Raw genomic sequence first — 24,754 nt, forward strand, 5'->3', positions numbered from 1 at the left:
AGCCGGTACAGGACGACAGAGGACCTGCATAGACTGCCTCCCGGTCCGAGTAGGTCCACCGCGCGGAATCGCGGGGTGCGGACCGCAAGGGGGAGGCGCGACACCGTGGAACCACTGAGGGATGACGACCCGAAGGAGATCGGGGGTTTCGCCCTCGTATGCCGGATCGGCTCCGGCGGCATGGGACAGGTGTTCCTGGGCGAGTCCGCGGCCGGCCACCAGGCCGCGGTGAAGGTCATCAAGCCCTCCGTGCTCGACGAGGACACCCGTGCGCGCTTCCTGTCCGAGGTGGAGAGCCTGCGCACCGTCTACGGGCCTTTCGTCGCAGCCTTCGTCGGCGCCGACGCGACAGCCGATCAGCCATGGCTCGCAGTCGAGTACGTCCCCGGACCGGATCTGCGCACCCTGGTCGCCGGTCAGGGGCCCCTGCCGCTCGCCGAGACCGCCAGCCTCGGAGCGCTGCTGGCCGAGGGCCTTGGTACCGTCCACGAGGCAGGGCTGCTCCACCGCGACCTGAAGCCGCAGAACATCCTGCTCTCCCCCTACGGCCCCAAGGTGATCGACTTCGGTCTCGCCGTGCTCGCGGAACGCCGCACCGCCCTGACGGCCACCGGCTTCGTCGTCGGCAGCGTGCTCTGCATGCCTCCGGAGCAGGCCCGGGGCGAGCAACGGCTGGACCGGTCCGCCGACGTGTACGCGCTGGGCGCGGTGCTGCTCTTCGCCGCGACCGGGCACTACCCGTACGAGGGGCCGACGTGGCAGGCCGTCGCCCTGAAGATCGAGGACCCGGCCACCTCTCCCGATCTGACGGACGCCCCACCGGAACTCGTGCCGCTGATCACGGACATGCTGGCACTGGATCCGGATGCCAGGCCGGCACTGCCCGAAGTCACCGAGCGGCTGGTGCGCGTTATCCGTGAACAGGGTCTGACCGCCCTCCAGGCCAAGCGCCGCCTTGCGGCTCTGACGCCCGAGATCAGAGTGCCCCAGCTTCCCGCGCCGGCCCCCGGGCCTCCCGCGGGAGCCGACGCACCCGCCTACACCCCCGCCGTCATCGACCAGGCGGCGGCCGAGGACGACGAGCAGGCGGGCCCGGCCGGTTTCGCAGGGGCCCCACAGCACGCCTCGGAGGGAGAGCCCGACGCGGATGATCCGGACGACGGCACCTCCGCGCCCCTGGAGTCCTCGCCCGCGCAGGCGGAAACCCACCCGCGCCCGCGAGGCAGGGCGACCGCTGTCCGGCCTTCCGTGCCTTTGAGGATCGCCGAGCAGATCCGTGCCGACTACGCCCGCGAGGCCCGCTTCTGAGCAGGCGCGGCCCCGTGCCCGATCTCGTACGTCCCGCTTCCTCCCCGTGACAGACTTGCGGAGACGAGAGCGAAGACACACGCAAGACGAAGGGGCCGTGAGTGACCGACCAGGGGGCGACGCAGGAGGGGACCCGGTTCCCGCCGGGCGCGCAGATCCTCGTACGGGACGAGGAGTGGCTGGTCCGCAACACCACCACGACCGATCACGACGGGGAGAGGATCGAGGCGGTCGGCGTCTCCGAGTTCGTGCGGGACGAGGAGGCCGTCTTCTTCAGCGGCATCGACACGGTGGAGCTCCTGGACCCGGAGAAGACCGTCCTCGTACCCGACACCTCCTCGTACTTCCGGCGCAGCCGCCTGTTCCTCGAAGCCGTCCTGCGTAAGACGCCGCTGCCCCAGTCGGAGCGGGGCCTCGCCCTCGCAGACCGCTTCCTCCTGGACCCGCTCGTCTACCAGCAGCGCCCGGCCGAGCTCGCCCTGTCCATGCGCAACCTCCGCCCCCGGGTCCTCATCGCCGACGTCGTCGGTCTCGGAAAGACCCTGGAGATCGGCCTGACCCTCGCCGAGCTCATCCGGCGAGGCCGTGGCGAGCGCATCCTGGTCGTGACCCCGCAGAGCATCCTGGAGCAGTTCCAGCACGAGCTGTGGACGCGTTTCTCCATCCCGCTCGTACGGCTCGACTCGCTCGGCGTCCAGCGTGTCCAGCGCGAGCTTCCGGCCGGGCGGAACCCGTTCACGCACTACAAGCGCGTGATCATCTCCGTGGACACCCTCAAGAACATCGGCCAGTACCGGCACCACCTGGAGCGGATCCGCTGGGACGCCGTCGTCATCGACGAGTCCCACAACCTGATCAACCCCGGCAGCCAGCGCCGCGCCCTCGCCGAGATCCTCGCTCCGCGCACGGACGCCCTGTTGCTCGCCAGTGCCACCCCGCACAACGGCGACAAGCGGTCCTTCGCCGACCTGATCTCCCTGCTCGACCCGGCCGCCATCGCCGACCGAGACCACTACGACCCGGCGGAGGACCTCGGCCACCTCTTCATCCGCCGTACCAAGATCAGCCCCGAGGTACGGGACGAGATGGGCACCGAGTGGCCGGACCGGGGTCCCACCGTCTCCCTCCACTGCGCGGCCACCGAGGCGGAGGAGCGGGTCTTCGCCGAACTGGCCGAGCACTGGATCCCCGCCCCGCCGACGAGCACGGAGTTCGGCACCGCGGGTCAGGACCCCGTCTCGGTCGCCGTCGAGCCGGTCTTCGCCTACAACCTGCTCAAGACGTTCCTGTCCTCGCACGTCGCCCTGGGCGAGACGGTCGCGAACCGCATCTCCTCCCTCGCGGACCGGGTCCGCAAGGCCGAGGAGAAGGGGCTGCGGCCCGACCCCGCCATCGCCACCGAGCAGGCTGCCCTCGCCCGGCTCCGGGAGATCGTGTCCGGCATGGGCGACGGCACCGCACCCGGTGACTCCGCCAAGCTCGACGCCCTCGTCGCCCAGCTCAAGGAGATCGGTGTCGGCCCCCGGTCCACCACGCGGGCCGTGGTCTTCTCCGAACGCGTCCGCACCCTGACCTGGCTGGCCGAGGTCGTGCCCGCCCGCCTGGGATTCCCGGTCGGGGCGGACGGCACGTCGAAGGCCGTGGCCGTGATGCACGGCGGCCTCAGCGACGAGGAGCAGGGCAAGGTCCTTGAGGCGTTCGGCCTCGCCGACACCCCCGTCCGGCTGCTGTTCACCGGAGACGTGGCTTCCGAGGGTGTCAACCTGCACCGCCAGTGCCACCACCTCGTCCACTACGACATCCCGTGGTCCCTGATCCGCATCGAGCAGCGCAACGGCCGTATCGACCGGTACGGGCAGAAGCACGAGCCCCGGTTCCACGCGCTGATCCTCACCTCGGCCGTCCCGGGCGCCAAGGACGACCGCACGGTCGCCGAGAAGCTGCTCCTGCGGGAGGAGGAGGCGCACAAGCTGGACGGCACGGCCGAGGCCGTCTCCGGTCTCTACCGGGCCGAGGAGGAAGAGCGCCGGCTCATCAAGGAACTGGTCAGGGGCGGTACGGTCGAGGAGTTCCTTGACTCCGCCCCCGCCGAGGACACGGCACTCGCCGACCTGTTCGGCCAGGTGGACACGATCACCGAGCAGGAGCTGCCCGCGCGCGCCGAGCTGATCTCGCTCTTCGACGGCGACACCGCCGACTTCGTCGCCACCGCCCTCGACGAGGTGTACGAGGAGCGCGCCGAGGACCAGATCGCCCTGTCGTCCGGCACCGACGCCCAGGGCGGGTCCTACTTCTCCCTCTCCCCGGCCCTGGCCCCCGACCTGCTGCACCGCCTCAAGGCTCTGCCGCCCTCCTACCTCAGGGAACAGACGGTCGCCGAACGGATGCTGGTCACCTTCGACCGGGCCCTCGCACAGCGTAAGCTCACCGAGGCCAGGGACAGCAGTACGACGATGTGGCCGGACGTCTCCTTCCTGACCGACATCCATCCGGTGGTGGAGTGGCTGACGGACAAGGTCCTGGTCGAGTTCGGCCGCCAGGAGGCCCCGGTCATCACCACGCCCCACGTCGACGGCCCGGTCTTCCTCGTCCAGGGCATCCACTCCAACGCCCTCGGCCGTCCGACCGTGGTCCGCTGGATGGCCGTGACCGGTCTCCGCCCCGACGGCACCGGGACGCCCGAGGTGCGCCCCATGGCCGACGCGCTGCGCGACGCGAAGGTCGGCCCGAGGCTCGCCCGTACCGGAGACCCGCAGGACCTGGACCGGCTCCAGAGGCTCGTCCCGGCCGCCGTCGCCGCCGCCCAGCAGCACTTGGACCAGGGCAGGGCCGCGTGGGAGGAGCAGATCAGCGGGCCACTCGCCGCATACCGCCAGCATGTGGCCCGGTGGCGTGCCGACTCCCTGCTGCCCGGCGCCACCAGCCGTCCCGAGCGCGATGTTGAGCGAACCGCCGACGAACTGGCCCGGCTACTCGACCAACTCCACACCACCGGACGTCCGTTGCTGCGGGTCCTCGCCGTCCTGGACCGCCCCGGCGCCCTGGACCCCTCAGGATCCCGGGAGCCGGCCGCCGCATCCGATGCCGCCCCCCCGTCCGACGCCCAGGCGGAGAACTGACGTGACGTACGACTCGCTGATCAACCACGGCGACTACCTCTCGCCGCACTATCTCGCCGAAGTCCTCCCCAAGGACCTCAAGGCGAAGGACGGTCTCCTCACCCGCTGGGCGGCCTTCGAGGAGACCGAACGCCGCCGCCACGCCGACGCCGTCGCCGACGCAGCCCGCCAGGGCCTCGGCCCCGACTCCGTCCCGCCGCGCGTCCGCACTCCCCGCGAGGGACTGCGCGCCCTGTACGGCCCCTACTTCGCGGGCCGCGCCGCGCTCGCCGAGGACGCGGCGGTGCTCGCGGACCCCGGCGGGCTCGAACCCGAGGGGTGGCGGAAGCGCTGCACCGAAAGCCACCTCGACACGCTGCGCGCCCTCGGCTACGCCGACGCCCACGAGCAGACCGTGACGGTCCACCGCGCCGACCGCGAGTACGCCGTCCGGGTCCTCCACGCCGAACCCGGCCTGTACGCGGTCGCCTGCGGCTGGACCACCGAACCCGACGCCGCCCTCGACCCGGACGGCGCCGGCCGCCTGCTCCACCCGATGGAGACGGAGACCTCGGCGCCGGACCTCTTGGACGCGAAGGCCCTCACCGACTTCCTCTTCACCTGCGACGCACCGCCGCGCCACGTCCTGCTGCTCGTCGGCGGCGTCATCGTTCTCGCCGACCGCCTGGCCTGGCCCGAGGGCCGCTATCTGTCCGCCGACCTCGATGCGGCCCTGCACCGCCGCGACGACCGCCACGGTGGCGAACTCGACATCCTGGCGGCGCTGTTCGGCGCCGACGCGCTGCGCGTCCCCGCCGAGGGCGGCACCGCCCCGCTCGCCGCCTTCCTCGACCGGTCCTCCAAGCACGCCGTCGGCGTCTCGACCGAACTCCGCGAGGGCCTGCGCCTGAGCGTCGAGTGGATCGCCAACGAGGTCCTGGACCGTCTGCGCGAACCGGAGAACGGCATCACCCCGGCCGATCTGGACGACCCGGCCCGCCTCGCCAAGGAACTCAGCCGCGAGTCGCTGCGCTACCTGTACCGCATCCTGTTCCTCCTGTACGCGGAGGCCAGCCCCACCCTCGGCATCCTGCCCTCCGACTACCCCGAGTACGAGCAGGGCTACGGCCTCCAGCGCCTCGGCGACCTCGTCCTGCGCGACCTCGTCGGCGAGCGCTCCCGGAAGGGCTTCCACCTGTACGAGTCCCTCGACCTGCTCTTCGAGAAGGTCGAGAAGGGGCACCGCCGTTACGGCACCGAGCCCGAGGACCTCGTGGCGGAGGCGGCGGCCCGCGAGGCGACGGAGGCCGAGAACGAGGCGGCGAGGCTGCTCGCCGACGGCGAGATCACCCAGGCCGAGTACACCGAACGGGTCCGCGAGGCCGACCGTGCCCGCCGCGCCGCAGCCCGCAGCACGAGCGCCGGCCTGCGCTTCGAGGCCCTGCACTCGGAGCTGTTCACCAAGGACGCCGTCCGGCTCATCTCGGACGACCAGATCGAGAACCCGGCGTACGAGGGCGGGGAGGGCGAGAAGCGCCGCCCCTTCCTGGACACCCGGCTGCGCAACGAGACCCTGCACAAGGTGCTGCGCCGCCTGATGCTCACCAAGGGCAAGGGGCGCGAGCGCGGCGGCTTCATCTCGTACGCCCAGCTCGGCATCAACCAGCTCGGCGCGGTGTACGAGGGCCTGATGTCCTACACCGGTTTCATCGCCGAGGAGGAGCTGTACGAGGTCGCCAAGGGCGGCGACCCGTCGGGCGGCAGCTGGATGGTTCCCGAGTCCCGTGTCCGCACGGGGGACTACGACGACGCCCTCTTTGTGAAGCGGACGAACGAGGAGACGGGCCGCCTGGAGCGGGTGCCCCACCCCAAGGGCTCGTTCGTCTACCGCCTGGCGGGCCGCGACCGCCAGACCTCCGCCTCCTACTACACCCCGAAGTCCCTCACCGAGGTCACCGTCGAACTCGCCCTCAGGTACCGCCTCGACCAGGACGGCACCACCACTGCGGCGAGGGAGCTCCTGGAGTGGAAGATCTGCGAACCCGCCCTCGGCTCGGGCGCGTTCCTCAACGAGGCCATCGACCAGGTGGCCGCCGAGTACCTGAGGCGCCGTGAACGCGAGCTGGGCCGCCGGATCGACCCCGAGCTGCGGCAGGTCGAGCTCCAGAAGGCCAAGGCGTACATCGCCCTGCACAACGCCTACGGGGTGGACCTCAACGCGACGGCGGTGGAACTCGCCGAGGTCTCCCTCTGGCTCAACTCCATGCACCCGGGCATGCGGGCCCCCTGGTTCGGCCTTCACCTGCGACGCGGCAACTCGCTCATCGGCGCGGGCCGCAAGGTGTACGCGGCGGACGTCCTGCCGGGCGGCGGATGGCTGGCCAAGAAGAACACCCTCCCGCCGAAGGACCTGCCGTTCCGGGACGGGCCGCTGCCCGAGGGCGCGGTGCACCAGTTCCTGCTGCCCGCGATCGGCTGGGGCGCGGTCGCCGGAGAGCCGGAGGCGAAGAAGCTCGCCGAGGACGAGGCCAAGGCGCTGGGCCAGTGGCGCAAGGGCGTCCAGAAGGCCCCGAAGGGACCGAAGCCGTTCCAGGAGCGCGGCGACGAGACCGACGAGGCACGGCAGAAGCGCTACGACCGCTGGCGCAAGGCGGCCGACAAGACCGAGTTGGGCCGCCTCCAGGGCGTGGCCCGGCGCGCCGAGTTCCTGTGGTCGCTGGTCGCGACCCGCCTCGAACTCTCCGAACGGGCGGTGTCCCGCCGCGTCGACGTGTGGGGTGCGGACTGGCTGGAGCAGTCCACGGAGGCAGAGGACAAGCAGAAGGTCCTCGACGACCTGACCCGCCACGGCACGCCGTACTGGCGGCTGAAGACGGTCATGGACGCCTGGTGCGCGCTGTGGTTCTGGCCGCTGGACAAGACCGGCGAACTCGACGGTACGGACCTGGTGTACGGGACGGGTGGCGCGCTCGTCGACGAGTCGTCGGTGCCGGGAATGCTGCGCGGCGGGCCGACGGAGCCCGCGGCCCCGGTGGCGTCGGCGGCGCCCGTGGAGCCGCCGTCCGGCCCGGCGCCCGGGGACCTGCTGTGGCAGACGGCCGGCTTGTTCGATGACCCGGACGGGGAGCAGGAGGAGCTGGGCGAGGGCCTGAGCCCCGACGCCTCCCAGCGGAGCGTCCCGGCCGCCGCCCGCAAGCCGGTTCGCCGTGAGCCGGAACGGACGACGGTTCCGCTCCAGAGCCTCGGCGACTGGCTGGACTTCCTGGAAGGCCTGCTGGGCAAGGCCGACATGCCCGAGCAGTCGCTGCTCTCGGGCATCGAGAACCTCGGCCCCGACGAGGCGCTGGAACTCCTGGCCGACGTGGAGGACCGCCTGGAGGGCTTCCTCGGCATGCGCCCGGCGACACAGCTGCCGTTCCGCTACCCGTGGCTGAACACGGTCGAGGACATCGCGGGCACGACGGAGAAGGACATAAAGGCGGAGGACGGCCACGGCTTCTTCCACTGGGAGCTGCACTTCGCGCACGTGTTCCGGGGACCGGAGGGCGGGTTCGATCTGCAGGTGGGGAATCCACCGTGGGTGCGGCCGCGGTGGGAGGAGAATCCCATCCTGGCCGAGTACGAGCCGTGGTTCATGCTCACCGAGAAGCCGACCAAGGTGGTACGCACAAGGCGGCGCGACGAACTGCTGAAGTCGCCGCGAGCCCGCGCCTACCTGCTCGCCGAGCTGGCATCGACGAGCGGCATGAGCGAGATGCTCGGCTCCGGGCCGGTGTATCCCCTGCTCGCCGGGACCCAGCCCGACCTGTACCGGGCGTTCATGTGCCAGACCTGGCGGCACACGGGACGGGAAGGATCCGTGGGTCTCGTCCATCCGGACTCGCACTTCAGCGGCGACAAGGAAGGGCGCCTGCGTGAGGCCGCGTACACCCGGCTGCGGGTGCACGGCGACTTCGTCAACGCAGGCAACCGCTTCTTCCCGCCGCCTGTTGGCCGGTCCAGCCACTTCGGCGTGCACATCTACGGGCAGGCGGGTGAGATCGGCTTCGACCACCTGTCCTGGCTCTTCTCCGTCGACGCGTTGCGCCTGTCGGCGGATGACGACGGTACAGCGCCGGACCCCGGCGTCCGCTACGGCGACAGCTGGGACGAACGCCCGCACCGCAAGCGGATCGTGCACGTAGACGAGGCGGTGCTCGCCCGCTGGCAGAAGCTGACCGGCGACGAGTCGCAGCCCGTACGCCAGGCCCGGCTGCTGTCGCCGGTGAGCACGGCGGAGGCGCAGGCGATCGAGGCACTGGCGGACTACTCGTTGCGCCTGGCGGAGTACGACCCGCAGATCGCACGTGGTTACGACGAGAGCGGGGCCAAGGCGGCCGACCTCATCGACTACAACACGCCGGACGAGGCCGGTGTGGTCCGGCGACCGGCCGACTGGGCCGAGGTGATCCTCAAGGGCCCCCAGATCGGCCTGGCCAACCCCATGTTCAAGCAGCCGAGTCAAGGGGGCGGCGAGGTCCTGGGTCTCAACCCTATGACCCTCGCGGACGACGCCGTGCCTGAGTCCGAGTACGTGTACGTCGCCAAGCCGGAGGTGTACCGGGCGGCGCAGGACGTGTGGAGCGACGGCAGGACGCTGGAACAGCTCAAGCAGTCCGAGCGCGAGGTGACGCGGGCGCGGAGCGCGGCTGCGGGACGCTTCGGGGTGGAGGCCGCGGAGGTCACCGAGGAGCAGGTGGAGGCGGAGCTGCTGCGGCGGGTGCGGCGGCCGTATACGGAGTTCTATCGGGTGGCGTGGCGCGAGATGATCGCGCCCGACACGGAACGCAGCCTCTATGTGGCGCTTGTTCCGCCAGGGGCTGCGCACGTTGACCTCGTGCACAGCGCAGTGCTCGGCAGCACTCGCCTTTCTGCACTGACGGCGGGATTCTGGGCAGGGCTGCCTGTCGATTACTTGCTCCGAACGACTGGTGTGGGGCACTTGAAGAAGGCGCCAGCCCGCCGAATGCCAGCGCCGCAGGTAGATCATCCACTTGAGGCGGCCCTGCTTTTGCGCACCCTCCGCCTCAATTGCCTCACCAGCGCGTACGCAGATCTCTGGGAGGACCTGTACGACACCCAATGGCCCGCCTACGAGCCTTGGGCCTGTGACTGGCCTGGGCTGCAACCGCTGCACGCTGTCGCCCCGGTGTGGACTCGAAACACCCCTCTGCGCACCGAGCGGGCACGACGGGCAGCCCTGGTGGAGATCGATGCTCTCGTCGCGGTCTGGCTTGGTGTGAGCGCCGACGCCCTCGTCGCGATGTACAAGGCCCGGTTCCCGATCATGCAGGACTTCGATGCCGTGACCTGGTTCGACGCCAAGGAACGCAAGATCGCGGGGAACCGCTACACCTACGGCTTCGGCCAGACCAAAGAGCACTACGAGCACTTCCTGGCCTACCTGAAGAAGGAGCGGCCCGAGCCCCCCGAGGGCTACACCGAGCCCTTCTACAAGGCGAACCGTGAGGAGGAGATGCGCACGGCGCACGCATACTTCACCGCGCGGCTCCAGGACGCCATCGACAAGGGGAAGTGGACGCCTCCCGCGGCGTGAACGACAGTGCCCCACGCCGGATTCGTCCGGCGTGGGGCACTCAACTGAGAGTCAGACCTGAGCGGCGTACGTGACGAAGTCGTTCCACGCGGTGGGGGAGAGGGCGAGTTCGGGGCTCCGCTGGTTTTTGGAGTCCCGGACGTAGATCGCCTGCGTGCCCCTGGCCACCTCGACGCAGGCGTCACCGTCGGAACCGCTGTAGCTGCTCTTGAACCAGGCCCGTTCGTCGGTGCTGCTCATAGCGCTCCTCGAAGTTGCTTCAGCAGGCTCCTGGAATCCTCGGAGTTGAAAGCCTGCGAGCGCAGTTTCGCATACCGCTGGAGCATGATGCTGACCTCCTTCGGGTCCGGGACCAGCATGCCGCCCCGTTGGCCTTCCGCATATCCGGACCACTTGTTGTCGGTAGACTCCAGGAGCATCAATGGCCCGTCGAACCCCGCGTGTTCCGGCTGATGTCGGGGCATTACCTGCAGCTCCACGTTGAACTGCGACGACCGCTCCAGGAGGCTGTCAAGCAGCTCCCGCATCACCTCCGGGCCACCCGTGCCGCGCTCAAGCAGCGCTTGCTCGACGATGAAGCTGAAGGCGATCGGTGGCCTGCGCTGGAAGAGTTGCTGGCGGTCCAACCGAGCCGCTACCTGTTTGGCCACCTGCTCCTCGTCCTTCACCGGCGGCACGCTCTCGGTCACGGCCCGCGCGTACCGTTCGGTCTGGAGCAAACCGGGAACCACCCGGCACTCGTAAGTCCACAACGTGACCGCGTGCGTTTCCAGCCGCGCCCACTGCCGGAACCAACTCGCCAGCCCCGCCTGCCTCGACAGGTGCGGCGCCGCCTTCCGGAGTGCGCCCGTGTCACCGAGTACCGGTTCGGCGCGCTCCACGAAGTCGCGGTCCGGCATGCGCCGGCCCTGTTCGACCGAGGCGACCGTGTGCTTGGAGTAGCCGATCAGGGCGCCGAACTCCTCCCGGTTCAGGCCCGTGTGTTCGCGTAAGGCCTGGACGACCGCGCCGAAGGTGCGCAGACTGTCCGACGCCCCCGGTTCCGCGCCGCCCGCCGCTGCTCCCGTACCGCCGTCCGTGCTCTCGTAGGCCACCGCCGGACACCTCCCGTGCCACCCGCCGCCGTACCGCTTCGACCCAGGCCATCGTCACGTACGGTCACGCGTACTGTCCACCGAACGTGCGCGTACGCTGACCCAGCGTACGCGCGGCGACCCTGGTGAACCCGCCGTGCCCGGCGGCACCTTGGGCATATGACAGCACCGTCCACCCCCACCGCCCACGCGGCACCCGTTACCGTACGTGTGTTCACCCAGCGTTTCAGCTCCACCCCGCGCGGCGCCCGGCTCGCCCGCCGGCTTGCTGTGTACCAGCTCGACGCCTGGGGTGTGCCGTACGGCAGCCCGACGTCCGACACCGCCGCCCAGCTCATCGCCGAACTCGCTGCCAACGCCGTCACGCACGGCCGTGTCCCCGGCCGAGACTTCGAACTCGCCGTCAAGCTCCTCGGCCGGACCCTGCGCGTCGAGGTCTCCGACACCCGGGGTGAACGGCGGCCCGCCGGCCCTGGAACGTCCCGCCCCTTCCCCCGCCCCCTCGCCGAGAACGGCCGAGGCCTGATCCTGGTCGAGGCGCTCGCCGACCGGTGGGACGTGCTCGACCGCCTCCCCGTCGGCAAGACCGTCGTCGCCGAGCTGGACCTGACCCACTGACCGCACCGACGGCCGGACACGTCGGACACCCCGGGCGACCTTCGGGTGCTCGCGCTGACAGCCGCCCGCGCCGTCTATAGGCTGATCCGGGCACGGCACCGGACCGTGGCAGGCGACGGAGGGCGACGGGCGGCATGGCGGAGGCCGAGGACGACGGACACGGCCGGGGCGCCGGAGGGAGCCGTTCGGCGGAACCCAGGGGCTACGCCGTGGCGGAGGACGTCGACCAGTTGGACTCGCTCTTCCTGCCACTGGGGCCGGCGATCGAGATCGGTGCCGACGGCCGGCCGACCGGTGTCGAGCTGGAGCTCCCCGCCGACGAGGAGGGCGAGGAGCTCGGCGAGTACCGGGACGCGGACGGCCTCTCCGCCCCCTTCCGGCCCGAGAGCATCAGCATCCGCACCGAGACCACCACGGTGGACCTGCTGCTGTCCCGGCTGCGGGAGGGCATGCTCGACCTCGCGCCGGACTTCCAGCGCCGGTCCGGCATCTGGAGCGACCGCGCGCAGAGCCGGCTGATCGAGTCGCTGCTGCTGCGCATCCCGATCTCCAACTTCCACATGGCGCAGGGCGACGAGGACAAGTGGGCCGTGGTGGACGGAGTCCAGCGACTCACCGCCATCGCCCGGTTCATGGAGCCCAAGCTCACGGGCGGCCTGGGACCACTGGCGCTCCGGGGCATGGACTACCTGTGGCAGCTCCAAGGCATGACGTACCAGGACCTCAGCGGACGGCTGAAGATCCGGCTGCGCGAGACCCAGCTCACCGTCCACATCATGCAGCAGGGCACTCCGGAGGCGGTCAAGTACAACGTCTTCTCCCGGATCAACACCGGTGGCATGCCGCTGAAGCCGCAGGAGCTGCGGCACGCGCTGGTGAGCGGGGTCGTGCGGACCTTCCTCGCGGACCTGGCCGAGGACCCGGCCTTCGGTGAGGCCACCCGGCGGAGCGTGTCCAACGAACGGATGGCCGACCGGGAGATGGTGCTTCGCTTCCTCGCCTTCCGCCTGACCAACCCGGCCGCGCACACCGAGAAGGACTTCGACAAGTTCCTCATCGACGCCATGTACCGGATCAACACGCTCACCGAGGAGCGGCTGGAGCAGCTGGCACGGGAGTTCCGGGTGGCCATGAGGTGCGCGTGGGACCTGTTCGGCGAGCACGCCTTCCGTAAGTGGCGTGGAGGGAAGCGCAGCTCTTCCGTCATCAACAAGGCGTTGTTCGAGACGATCTCCGTCAATCTCGCGCTACTCGACGATCATGAGCGGAACAGGCTGGTAGCGTCGCGGGCGAGGGTGCACGACCGCTTCTTCGAGCTCATGGACGACTGGGACTTCGACCGGTCGATCTCCGGGAGCACGGGGGACCCGGCGAAGATCCGCACCCGATTCCAGGAAGTGGCACGACTGTTCCGAGGGGTGGCCGAACAGTGATCGACCGGTTGACGCTGCACAATTTCAAGGCGTTCCAGCACGCGGAGCTCCCGCTCGGGCCCCTCACTCTCCTCACCGGGCTCAACTCGTCCGGCAAGAGCAGCGTCCTTCAGTCCCTCGCACTGCTTCGCCAGTCCTACGAGGCGGGCGGCCTTAAGGCCGCCGAGCTGCTGCGCGAGGCGCAACGCCTCGGACTCCGCGATGCTCTCGTGAACCAGGGCTTCCTGCTCAACGGCGAGCTCGTGCGCCTCGGCACCGGAGAGGACGTCTTCCACGAGGACTTCGCGGAGGACGAGCCCCGGATCGGCTTTGCCGTCGATGAGGGGCCGTACCACTACGGGTGGAGCGCCGCGTACGAGGCAGAGCAAAACCTCCTGCCGCTGCTCGACGTGGAGCTTCCCGATACCTCCGAGGGCGGACGGGAGCGGCCTACCGGGCCCGAGGCGGTGACCCCGGCGTTCCTCACCGCCCCCTTCCAGTATCTGCACGCCGACCGGATCTCGCCCGCCGAGTTCTATCCGCGCGACCATCAAGCGGCCGTCGGCCGAGGCTTTCTCGGCGTGAGGGGCGAACACGCCGTCAACTTCCTTCGCCATCACCGCGAGGACCCGGTCCCGGCCGGCCCGTTGCGCCACCCGAAGGCTGCCTCGGACCTCCTGATCGACCAGGCCGCCGCATGGATGGGCGACCTTTGCCCAGGGGTGGACATCCAGGCCGAGGCCATCAAGGGCGCGGACGCTGTGAGTCTTTCGTACGGCTTCCAGGGCACGCTGGGGCCCACGCGGCGCCGCCGCCCCGGCAACGTCGGCTTCGGCCTCACCTACGTCCTGCCCATCGTCGTCGCCTGCCTGAGCGCCCGCCCTGGTGCTCTGATCCTCCTGGAGAACCCGGAGGCGCACCTGCACCCGCAGGGGCAGACCCGGATGGCCACGCTCGCAGCATCGGCCGCCGCGCAGGGCGCCCAGGTGATCATGGAGACGCACAGCGACCACGTACTCAACGGAGTACGGCTCGCGGTGAAGCAGGGCCGCGTCACCCCCGCACAGGTGGTGCTCCACTACTTCCGCGGCAACGGAACGGGCGCGGAGGTCGTCAGCCCGCGGGTCAACGCGGACGGTCGGATCGACCAGTGGCCCACCGGATTCTTCGACGAGCTGGAGAACACGCTCGACCAGCTCATCGCCTGAGAACCGCCCGGGGGGCCGGACACAGGCGCACACATCATCGCGGAGGGGGAGACGTGCCGCAGCTGTTCCTGAACGAGAAGTCCTGTGAGACGACGGCGGACCCGGACCGGGTCAACCACGCCATGACCGAGATGGTCGAGGCCGTACTCGCCGTCGCCGCCGTCGACCGGCAGGGCACGGCACTGATCACCCAGGCCGACAGTCTGCTGGCCTTGGAGCTCGCTCCGGGCCACCCCATCGGCAAGTGGATGGGAGCGCCGAGCACCGACGAGGTCCTGAGGCTGCGACTGAAGAGGCTCGACGACAGGTCGCCGTACCGGACGGTCTTCCCCGAAGGGGAGACGTTCTCCGACGTCGGGTACCAGTACGACGGTGAGACGGTGGAAGGGCTGGGTTACGCACACCTGCTGGGCGGTGTCGGGATCTCCCTGCCGCTGGAAGCCCGCTGGAACACCGACCGGATCACGCTGGTCCAGGAACGGCTCACGGACGACGACGAGGACACCGATTCCGTCTCCACCGAGGTGGAGGTCCGGCACGCGGCCCGCGCCCTGCACGTCGACACCCATCTGCAGTGGATCGAGCGAGGCGCGAACACGGCCCGGCAGGAGGCCGTCGAAGGCCTGCGATCCGGTAGTGAGCTGTGGGAGCGGTGGCCGGAGCTCTATCCGCTCCTCCAGTTCACGCCGGGCGCCGAGCGCCATTTCGTCGAACTGCCTGAGGTGTGGGTGCGGCCGGTAGGCGAGCGGCTCGGGGAGCTCCAGGACGCCGTCAGCGACTGGGATCCCGCGCAGCATCCCATTGCGCCCCAGTGGCGTTCCGATGTTCGCACCGAGTTCGAGATGCGCCGGAAACTGTGCTGGTTCCCCGACACCGACGGCGAGAGCCGGCTCTTCGACTGGCACTGCGAGTTCCTGCCGAAGCCGGGCCGGATGCACTTCCGCCTGGTCCACGAGGAGCGCACCCTGCGTATCGCCTACGTCGGGCGGAAACTCGGCATCAAGTGATCCGTGCCGGAGCCCTCCCGCCGCCCCGGCTAACGTAGGGCAGTGCCCGGTCACTCACCGGCTCCACCAGCACCATCCGCACCAAGGAGGAACCGCGCGTGCGTCCCACCCTCGCCGCCGACCAGGTACGGGCCAGTCTGAGCCAGTACCTCGCGACGACGTACGCGCTGGCCGACGAGTCCACCCGCCGAGCCCTGGAGGGCTTCCTCAGCGACGCCGAGGACGGCATCTTCCGCGGCCCCTACCTCCGCGTCCGCACGCCGTTCAGGACCGCCGAGGGCGAGGACTGGAAGCGGCACCTGACCTGGCACCCGGACCTGACCCCGTACCGCCACCAGGAGCGCGCCTGGGAGCGGCTGTCCACCCTGCACGGCCCGGCACGGCCCACCCTCGTCACCACCGGAACCGGATCGGGCAAGACCGAGTCGTTCCTGGTCCCGATCCTCGACCACTGCCTCCGGGAGCGCGCGGCCGGCCGGGAGGGCGTCAAGGCGATCCTGCTCTACCCCATGAACGCCCTCGCCACCGACCAGGCCCACCGGATCGGCAAGCGCCTCGACGACCGCAAGGACACCCGGCTGCGCGACGCCGGCGTGCGGGCCGCGCTCTACATCGGCGACAAGCCGTCCCAGGAGTTCAAGCAGGCCAACCCTGCGGTCGCCGTCGACCGGGACGAGATCCGCCGCACCCGGCCCGACATCCTGATCACCAACTACAAGATGCTCGACCTGCTCCTCCAGCGGCCCGAGGACCAGCGGCTGTGGCAGGACTCCCCGCTCGCGTACGTCGTGCTCGACGAGTTCCACACCTACGACGGTGCCCAGGGCACGGACGTCGCCATGCTGCTGCGCCGCCTCGGATCGGTCACCGGCCTGGCCGAACCCGGCCGGCCCCTGGGGCCCGTCTGCCCCGTCGCCACCTCCGCCACCCTCGGCGAGAGCGGTCCCGACGACAGCGGTTCCGCGGCGGCCAGGAGGGGCGAAGCCGGGCGGCCCGGCATGCTGGAGGTCGCCGAGCAGGTCTTCGGCGTGCCGTTCCCGCCCGACGCGGTCGTCGGCGAGGACCGGCGCTCGGCGAAGGACTTCACCGGCGAGAGCGACTTCTCCCTGCCGTTCCCCTCGCCGCAGGAGGTCGACATCCTCGGCGACCCCACCCGCGACCCGGGCGCCATGGACGACCTCGTCGCCGCGTTCACCGGTCTGAGCGGACCCACCCCCGAGGAGCTCGGGGACGTCCTGCGCCGCCACCGGCTCACCTCCGCCGTCCTGGAGATCCTCGATGGCACCCCCAGGACCCTCGCCGAGATCACCGAGGTGCTGCCCCGCTACGCCTACCACTGGGGCATGGACGTACAGCGGCGGCCGGGTCTCGCCGCCCGGGCACTCGCCCGCTACCTTGCCCTCCTGTCGCACGCCCGCGACTCGAAGCACCCCGGGCGGCCCCTGCTGTCCATCGAGATCCACCACTGGGTCCGCTCGGTCTCCCGTGTGCTGCGCGGCATCAGCGCTGCACGCGCCGAGTTCCGCTGGGACGACGAACGGGTGACCTCCGGCGGAGCGCTCGCCCGTACGGGCCGGACCCCCGAGGCCAGGCCGTCGCCGTACGACGGGGAGGGCCCGTCCGTGCCGCTCGACGCCGCCGGGCAGGCCCCCGCCCCGGCCGACGACAGCGCGCCGCCGCCGGCGCAGGTCTTCCTGCCCGCCGTGTTCTGCCGCGAATGCGGACGCTCCGGATGGGCCGCGTACTCGCCGGAAGTCGACCCCACCCACCTCGACCTGAACGCCACGAAGATCCGCCGGGCCTCCGTCGGCCGCGACAAGCGCCGGGTGCGCAACATGATCGCCGCGACCCCCCGGGAGGTGCACGAGGCCGTCTTCGCCGCCGGACCGGACCGCCGGCGCGGCGGACCCGCCGTCATGGTCCTGGAAGGCATGGCAGGACAGCTCCGGCCGCTGGCGCCCGAGACCGACTTCACCGCACCGGAGGACGGCGGGGGACCGAGCAGGCCCAAGCCCCTGCACAACGCCGCCTTCGTCCACGCCGACCTCGACGGTGACCGGGCGGCCGAACGCGACCAGTGCCCGGCCTGCCGCACCTTCAACTCCATCCGCTACCTCGGCACCGGCCTCGCCGCGCTCGCCGCCGCCGCCGTCACCCAGCTCTTCACCGGCGGTGAACTGGACAAGAACCTGGGGGAGGACAAGACCCTCCTCTTCAACGACTCCGTCCAGGACGCCGCCCACCGTGCCGGATACGTCGCCAGCCGCTCGTACACCTTCTCCCTGCGCGCCCTGCTCGCCAGCCGCATCGGCGAGGACGAGCCGGTCGGCCTGAACGACCTCGCCGCCGACCTCATCGCGGACGTCGTCGACAGCAAGGCCGTGCAGGCCGCCGTCATCCCGCCGGACCTCCACCTCGTCCGCGGTGTGGACACCCTGCTCTCCGGACGTAGCCGCGGGTCCCGCGCCACCTGGGAACTGATCGCGCAGCGGCTTGCGTTCGCCACCGTCATGGAGTTCGGCCTCCGCTCCCGGCAGGGCCGCACCCTGGAACTCACCCGCACCGTCGCCGCCGACGTGCCCCTCCAGGACCCGGACGCCGTGGCCGACCTCGTACGGGAGATCCTCCTCACCACCCCCGGAGAGATCGCGCTGCCCGACGGCTCGGCGCCCGGACCCGACCAGTACACCGGATTCGTCCGGGGGCTGCTGGAGCGGATGCGGATCCGCGGAGCCGTCCGGCACGCCTGGCTGGACCCTTGGCTGGACCAGGCCGGTGTGCGCCGGTGGGCTATCTGGGGCGGGCGGGATACCGGGATGCCGGCCTTCCCCCGCGGCGTTTCCGCCCCCGCCTTCCTGCTCGGCACCCCCAAACAGGGCAGCGAGGACTTCGACGTCCTCACTGGCCGGCTCGGCTGGTACCAGGACTGGGCCGTACGCTCCCTCGGACTGCGCCCCGAAGCGGCCGGCGTCTTCCTGACCCGGCTGCTGCCCGCGCTCGCCGACACGGGCGTCGTCTCCGCACGCACGGCGCTCGACGGCGCCACCCGCGTGTACGGACTCCAGCCCGGTCACATCCAGGTCCGGGCCCTCGCCGACGACACGCTGCCCGACGCCACCGCGCACTGCCCCCGGTGCTTCTGGGAACAGACCATCCACCCCGACCTCGCCGACCAGTGGCACGGGCAGCCGTGCCCCCGCTACCGGTGCGGCGGCACCCTCGGCACCGGCCGAGACCTGGACAGCGGACTGCGGCAGCGGGACTTCACGGACGACTTCTACCGCCGTATGTACCGCGGGGCCGGCGTCTTCACCATCAACACCGCCGAGCACACCGGAACCCTCAGCCGCGCCAAGCGGGAGGCGGTGGAGAAGGCGTTCCGCGAGGGCACCCGCGTCCACTACGCCAACCCGCAGGTGCTGTCCTGTACCCCCACCCTCGAACTCGGCATCGACATCGGCGACCTGTCGGCCGTCGTCCTCGCCTCGCTGCCGAAGGGACCGGCCAACTACATCCAGCGGGTGGGCCGCGCCGGGCGCTCCACCGGCAACGCCTACCTGCTCACGATGGTCGACCGCGGCCCGCGCGACCGCTACTACCTCGAAGACCCCCGGCTCATGATCGCCGGAGAGGTCCTGCCGCCCGGCTGCTACCTGTCCGCCGCCGAGATCCTGCGACGCCAGTACCTGGCCCACCTCCTCGACCTCGCCGGCGCCGGACGGCTGACCGCACCCGACGGGACACCCCTGCGGCCCCTGCCGGGACGCGCCACCGAACTCTTCGGCGCCTCGGCGTGGCAGGCCGAGTTCGCCGAAGCCGCGCTCGCCGCCGGCCCACAGCTCGTGCAGGGCTTCCTGGACCTGTTCCCTCCCCACGACGAGAGCCGGGGCACCGGAGTCAGCCCCCAGGCCCGCGCCGCCCTCGTCACCTACGCGACCGACTTCGGCGAGGACGGACTCGGCGCGGCCCTCGACGCGGCACGCAGGCGCTGGGAGGATCGCCGTAGCGAACTCCAGGGCCGTATCGAGGCCATCGACCGGGCCCACGGGCTGCTCGTCGCCGGCGACCCCGACCACGAGCGGCAGGGACGCGAGCTGCGGGCCGAGCGCCGGGACGTGGCACGCGTGTCCCGGGAGATCAGCCGCACCACCGCCCATGGGGCCCTGGTCGACCTCGGCCTGCTGCCGAACTACAGCCTGATCGACTCGACCACCGAACTGGAGGCCACGCTCACCTGGACGGAGAAGGCCGCCGACGACGGCCGCACCAACCACAGCAAGACGCTGCGGCACAGCCGCCCCGCCCGCCTCGCCCTCGCCGAGTTCGCCCCCGGCAACCACTACTACGTCCAGGGGTACAAGCACCGCGTCACCGGCCTCGACATCGGCAGCCCCGGACGCCCGGCCTGGCTCTGGTGGCGCGTCTGCCCCGACTGCGGACACGTCCGCACCCACCGCGCCGAAGACGACCCCTCCGCGTGCCCCCGTTGCCGGTCCGCGGCCATCGGCGACATCGGCTGCCTGCACAAGGTCCTCGTACCGCGCCGCGTCACCTCCCGCGACGAACGCGACGACGTCCGCGTACGCGACGACAGTGACGAGCGCGAGAGACGGCACTACACCGTCGTCCCGGCCGTCGACATCGACGCGCACGACATCGAACAGGCATGGAAGCACGAACACGCCACCTTCGGATGGGAGTTCACCCGTCAGGCCCTGGTCCGGCACATCAACGTCGGAGCCACCCGCGTGGACGGGGGAACCGACTCGACCTTCGCCGGGCAGGAAGTCCGCCTCAACCCGTTCTGGGTCTGCGACGCGTGCGGCTTCGCCGACCCGGACGGCGGCCCCACCGCCCACGACGCCTCCGACACGACGGCCCATGCTCGCTACCACCGACCCTGGTGCCCCCGGCGACGAGCAGGAGCCGACGTCGCACGCCGAGGAGAGCGGGTGCTGCTCGCCCACGAGCTGCGCACCGACGCCCTGCGCATCCTCATCCCCGCCGTCACCGCCCACACCAGGGAACGGCTCGCGTCCTTCAAGGCATTGCTGCTGGCAGGAATCGCCCGCAGCTACGGCGGCGACCCCGACCACCTCGCGGTCGTCACCGACTCCATGCCCGAGGAAGGCGGCGAGAGCCCGCTGCGCCGCCACTTCCTCGTCCTGTACGACACGCTGCCCGGCGGCACCGGATACCTGCACCGCCTCGCCGGCCGTGACGGCCTGCGGGGCGTCCTGGAGGACGCACGGCAGGTGATCGAGACCTGCGTGTGCGCAGGCCAGGGCCGGCCCGCCTGTCACCGCTGCCTGCTCCGCCACGTCACCGACGGCGAGTACGAACTCGTGAGCCGCGAGCACGCCCTCGACATGCTCGGCGAGCTGTTCGGCCGCACGGCCGACCATTGGAGCACCGAACCCGTGGCCACCACCGGGGACATCACCCTCGTGCACCAGGTGGAGAGCGAACTGGAGGCCCTCTTCCGGCGCGGGCTGCTGGAATGGGCCGAGCGCGTGGACGACGTCAGCGTCCGCACCGCGCTCACCGCCGACGGCACCAGGGACACCAACCTGCGCTTCACCGCGCCCGACGGGACCGTCCGCGGCTGGGAGATGGAGACCCAGACTCCGCTCGGTTTCACCCGGCCGGACGTGGTCTTCCGCAGCACGGACGACGACCGCAAGGTGGCCGTCTACCTCGACGGCTACCGCTACCACGCGAGCCCCGTCCACCTCACCGCCGAGGAGGACGCGGCGAAGCGCACCCGGCTGCGCGCGAACGGGTGGCAGGTCTTCCAGCTCACGTGGGACGACGTACAGGCCTGGACGGGACGCTCCGGTACACAGGCCGACCCGGTGTGGAAGCCGTACCCGAACACCGCGCAGAAGACCGCCATGGACGTCCACCGGCGCATGCACGCGGGCGACACCCGCGACCTGACACGCCTGGTATGGGCCAACCCGGTCGAGACGCTGATCGGATACCTCACCGACCCGGACCCCGACGCCTGGCGGCGCCGTGTCCAGAGCTCCCTCGCCGGTTTTGCGGCCGTTTCGGCGACCAGCCGGGCGCTGGCCGACGGCGCGGAGACCGGGCGCAGGATCAGCGAGGCCCTGCACGGGCGACGGCTGGCAGGCGGGCAGGGAGCCGTCCAGGTCATGGCGACCCGGGACGCCTCGGGATGCCCGCTCACGATCGCGCTCGACCTGAGGAGGGGGCAGAGCGGAGCGGTCTGGACGGCTCTGACCGTCCTCGACGACAGCCCCGACACGGTCGCGTCCGACGAGACCGCCCATCGCCGGCGCTGGCAGGCGTGGCTCTACTGGAGCAACCTGATCCAGTTCCTAGACGCGGGGGAGGGGGACGGGGTCCAGCTCACGACCGGCATGCTGCCCGGATTCGAACCGGCCGAACTGGCGGTCACCGGCGGAGCCGGTTGGCTCACCTCCCAGCGGCGCGCGCACATGCCGGCACCGGAGGCCCCCGAGCCGACGGTGGACCGGCAGGAGACCGCTGCCGCCTCGCTCGCCCGTGATCCCGGCTGGGACGAGGTCATCGAGTTCCTCGTCGAGGATCCGGGGCTCGACGGGCTCGCCCGCGCTCTGGCCGACCGGGGGGTTCCCGCTCCCGCGGCCGGCTACGAACTCGGAGCGGCCGCCTGGCCCGCCGAACTCGCCTGGCCCGCCCGGCGCGTGGGCGTCGTCCTCGCCCATCGCCCGGACCCCGGGAGCAGCCGGGACATCGATGCGGAACAACGGGACGCGGCCTACCGCGACGCGGGCTGGCAGGTCCGCACAGCCACGGAATGGAACGCCGACGAACTCGCCACGCTGGTGCGGGGCGACGCGGCCGGAACCACGAACGACCCTGGGGAGAACGAGCGATGACGGTCACCAGCACGCCGCGGACGGGCGTGACCCTGCGCCTGCTCGACAAGGCGGACAAGGAGATCGTCAAGCTGGACCGCGCGGTCCTCGGGGCGTTCTACAAGTTCCAGCACGACTTCCGCCGCAATCCCGACGCCGGCGGATTCGACCTCAAGCAGCTGGAGGGCCACGACCGCCTCTGGTCGGCGCGCGTCAACCGGGAGTGGCGGGCGCTGATGATCCGCCTCGGCGGTGACGACTGGCTGCTCGTCTCGGTCAAGCACCGCGGGCATGTCCACAAGAACCTGGACCGGTTCAACTACGGCATCAACCACATCACCGGCGCCATCGAGTACGTAGACCTCCAGGTCGTCGAGGAGAGCCTGCTGCGCCGCGGCCTCACACCGCCCGCCGCGCCCGCGCCGGTGCCGGCCCAGCCCTCTGTTCCCGCCCCAGAACCGGCCGGACCGCAGCCGCCGGAGGAGCCGCTCTTCGGTGCCTACACCGACCGGCAGCTCTCCGACCTCGGCGTCACCGAGCCACTCATCCCCATCGTCCGCAAGCTCACCACGGACGACGAACTGCTCGGCCTGGCCGAGTACGCGCCCCGCCACACCGGGGAGGTCCTCCTCCGGCTGCGTGACGGCATCCCGTACGAAGAGGTCATGGAGCAGGTGACCGCGCCCGTTGCGGTGACCGAGCCCGAAAAGAACCTCGACGCAGACGACTGGCAGGCGGCCCTCGACCGCTCCCAGACCGTGGTGATCACCGACGACGAGTCCCTGCAGAGCATCCTGGAGGAGCGCGATTTCGGCCGCTGGAAGATTTTCCTCCACCCCACCCAGGAAAAACTCGTCCGGCGGCGGTACTCCGGTCCCGCCAGGGTCGGCGGTGGGCCCGGAACAGGCAAGACGATCGTCGCCCTCCACCGCGTCCGCCATCTGGTGAGCCAACTTCCCCCAGGCCACACCAAGCCCATTCTCCTCACCACCTTCAACCGGAACCTCGCTGTCGACCTGCGGGCCCGGCTGCTCTCCCTGGGCGGCCCCGACGTCCTGGCGCGCGTCGACATCGCCCATGTCGACCAGCTCGCCACCCGAATCGTCAGCGAGGCCGATCCGGGCAGCACGAAGCGGCGGATCGACGACACGGCGGCCCTCCGTGAGTGGCGGGAACTGCTGGTGGAGACGGGGGAGACCCGCTGGAGCGCCGAGTTCCTCAGCGACGAGTGGAACCAGGTCATCCTCGGCCAGGCCGTGACTTCCCGGAGCGACTACTTCCAGGCCCGCCGCGCGGGGCGCGGTCGCAGCGTCACCCGCGCCGAACGGGCCGGGATCTGGCAGCTGGCCGAGCGCTTCACCCAGCGGCTGGAGACCAAGGGACTGGAGACCCACCGCCAAGTCGCCGAGCGGGCCGCCAGGTTGGAGATCGCCCGCAAGGCCCGCATCGACCGGCGTGCGGAGGAGCGTGAGGAGCGGGGCGGCCTGCACAACCTCCACGTCGAGGCCGGCTCCGGTGCCTGGCTGCGCTACCGGTACCGGCACATCGTGGTCGACGAAGCGCAGGACCTCAGCGCCGCCCACTGGAAGATGCTGCGGGCCATGGTGCCGTCCGAGCCTGATGACATCTTCCTCGTCGGCGACACCCACCAGCGGATCTACGACAACCAGGTCACCCTCGGCAGCCTCGGCGTCCACATCCGAGGCAGGTCCTCCCGGCTGACCCTCAGCTACCGTACGACCCGGGAGATCCTTCGCGACGCCGTCCGGGTTCTGGGTGACGCCGACTACGACGACCTCGACGGTGACGCCGACACTCTCGCCGGCTACCGGTCGGTCCTCCACGGCACGGAGCCGTCGCGCCGCGGCGCACGCAGCTGGGACGAGGAGATGGACCTCGTTGTCGAACAGTTGCGAGCCTGGCACGACGTGCCCCGGGAGGCCACGGCGATCTGCGTCCCGACCAACGACATGGTCACCCAGCTCGGCGACCGTCTCGCGCGCAGCGGGATCACGTCTTCGGAGATCACCCAGGACGGGCCGCGCGGCGACCAGGGCGTCCACATCGGCACCATGTACCGCTTCAAGGGGCTGGAATACCGCTGCCTGATCATCGCCGGAGCGGCCGAGGGGCTCGTACCCCGGGCCTCTGTCGATGCGTGGAAACACACGGATCCGAGCCGCCACCGGCGCGAACTGCACCGAGCCCGGTCGCTGCTCTTCGTCGCGGCGACCCGCGCCCGCGACGCGCTCGCGATCACCTGGCACGGTGAGCCGAGCCGCTTCCTCGCACCTCTTCTCCCACCGAGGTGAGAAGAGGCCTCGTCTGTCTCGCTTCAGGTTCGGCACGGCGGCGGTGTCGAAGCAGTGCATCAGGGGCGGGTGACCGGGGCGGTTCGAGCACGGCGCGCCGCCCGGTCCTCGAAGGCGCTGCTGCTTCCCCTCGCGGGAGTGGATCTCGCGCATGTGAGATGACCTTGGTGTAGGCCACCGACACGGTTGCCGGCAAGTGCCCCGCCGCAACTCGCCTGACGAGGAGCGGACTGGC

Annotated in this window: 11 protein-coding genes; 9 read left to right on the forward strand and 2 right to left on the reverse strand. The window is 71.0% G+C overall.

Features of this window, described 5'->3' with window-relative positions:
- Nucleotides 1-105: 105 nt before the first annotated feature.
- The 3 genes from NRK68_RS26005 to NRK68_RS26015 all read left to right on the forward strand — a co-directional run bounded on the left by NRK68_RS26005 (nucleotide 106) and on the right by NRK68_RS26015 (nucleotide 10,002).
- The gene (locus NRK68_RS26005) at nucleotides 106-1,308 is read left to right on the forward strand and encodes a serine/threonine-protein kinase (RefSeq protein ID WP_257856898.1); all 1,203 of its coding nucleotides are present in this window, start codon (nucleotides 106-108) and stop codon (nucleotides 1,306-1,308) included.
- A 101-nt stretch (nucleotides 1,309-1,409) separates the two neighbouring features.
- Nucleotides 1,410-4,427: an SNF2-related protein gene (locus NRK68_RS26010; protein ID WP_257856899.1), complete on the forward strand. Its 3,018-nt coding sequence runs from the start codon at nucleotides 1,410-1,412 to the stop codon at nucleotides 4,425-4,427.
- A gap of 1 nt (nucleotide 4,428) precedes the next feature.
- On the forward strand, nucleotides 4,429-10,002 hold the full coding sequence (locus tag NRK68_RS26015) for a DNA methyltransferase family protein (RefSeq protein ID WP_257856900.1): 5,574 nt from the start codon (nucleotides 4,429-4,431) through the stop codon (nucleotides 10,000-10,002).
- 51 nt (nucleotides 10,003-10,053) lie between these two features.
- Here the strand turns inward: NRK68_RS26015 and NRK68_RS26020 are convergent, their stop codons facing one another.
- The gene (locus NRK68_RS26020; RefSeq protein ID WP_257856901.1) at nucleotides 10,054-10,242 is read right to left on the reverse strand and encodes a DUF397 domain-containing protein; all 189 of its coding nucleotides are present in this window, start codon (nucleotides 10,240-10,242) and stop codon (nucleotides 10,054-10,056) included.
- Nucleotides 10,239-11,096, reverse strand: a complete 858-nt coding sequence (locus NRK68_RS26025) for a helix-turn-helix domain-containing protein (RefSeq protein ID WP_257856902.1) — start codon at nucleotides 11,094-11,096, stop codon at nucleotides 10,239-10,241. Before NRK68_RS26025 ends, NRK68_RS26020 begins: the two co-directional genes overlap by 4 nt.
- 159 nt (nucleotides 11,097-11,255) lie before the next feature.
- On the opposite strand from NRK68_RS26025, the gene NRK68_RS26030 reads away from it, so the two are divergent.
- The 6 genes from NRK68_RS26030 (at nucleotide 11,256) to NRK68_RS26055 (ending at nucleotide 24,519) form a co-directional block, all read left to right on the forward strand.
- A complete protein-coding gene (locus NRK68_RS26030) occupies nucleotides 11,256-11,714 on the forward strand; it encodes an ATP-binding protein (RefSeq protein WP_257856903.1) in 459 nt (152 codons plus the stop codon).
- 134 nt (nucleotides 11,715-11,848) lie between these two features.
- Entirely contained in the window at nucleotides 11,849-13,147 is a 1,299-nt protein-coding gene (locus tag NRK68_RS26035; protein WP_257856904.1) for a DUF262 domain-containing protein, read from the forward strand.
- A gap of 8 nt (nucleotides 13,148-13,155) precedes the next feature.
- Complete coding sequence (locus NRK68_RS26040; RefSeq protein WP_257856906.1) at nucleotides 13,156-14,334, forward strand: AAA family ATPase; 1,179 nt, start codon at nucleotides 13,156-13,158, stop codon at nucleotides 14,332-14,334.
- A gap of 53 nt (nucleotides 14,335-14,387) precedes the next feature.
- Nucleotides 14,388-15,341: a hypothetical protein gene (locus NRK68_RS26045; RefSeq protein ID WP_257856907.1), complete on the forward strand. Its 954-nt coding sequence runs from the start codon at nucleotides 14,388-14,390 to the stop codon at nucleotides 15,339-15,341.
- 98 nt (nucleotides 15,342-15,439) lie between these two features.
- Nucleotides 15,440-22,228: a DEAD/DEAH box helicase gene (locus NRK68_RS26050; protein ID WP_257856908.1), complete on the forward strand. Its 6,789-nt coding sequence runs from the start codon at nucleotides 15,440-15,442 to the stop codon at nucleotides 22,226-22,228.
- Nucleotides 22,225-24,519 (forward strand): UvrD-helicase domain-containing protein, encoded by a 2,295-nt coding sequence (locus tag NRK68_RS26055; RefSeq protein ID WP_257856909.1) that lies wholly within the window; start codon nucleotides 22,225-22,227, stop codon nucleotides 24,517-24,519. The genes NRK68_RS26050 and NRK68_RS26055 overlap by 4 nt, the downstream gene beginning before the upstream one ends.
- Nucleotides 24,520-24,754: the final 235 nt, after the last annotated feature.

Origin of the sequence: Streptomyces yangpuensis (genome assembly GCF_024666385.1) — a bacterium.
GTDB lineage: Bacteria > Actinomycetota > Actinomycetes > Streptomycetales > Streptomycetaceae > Streptomyces > Streptomyces yangpuensis.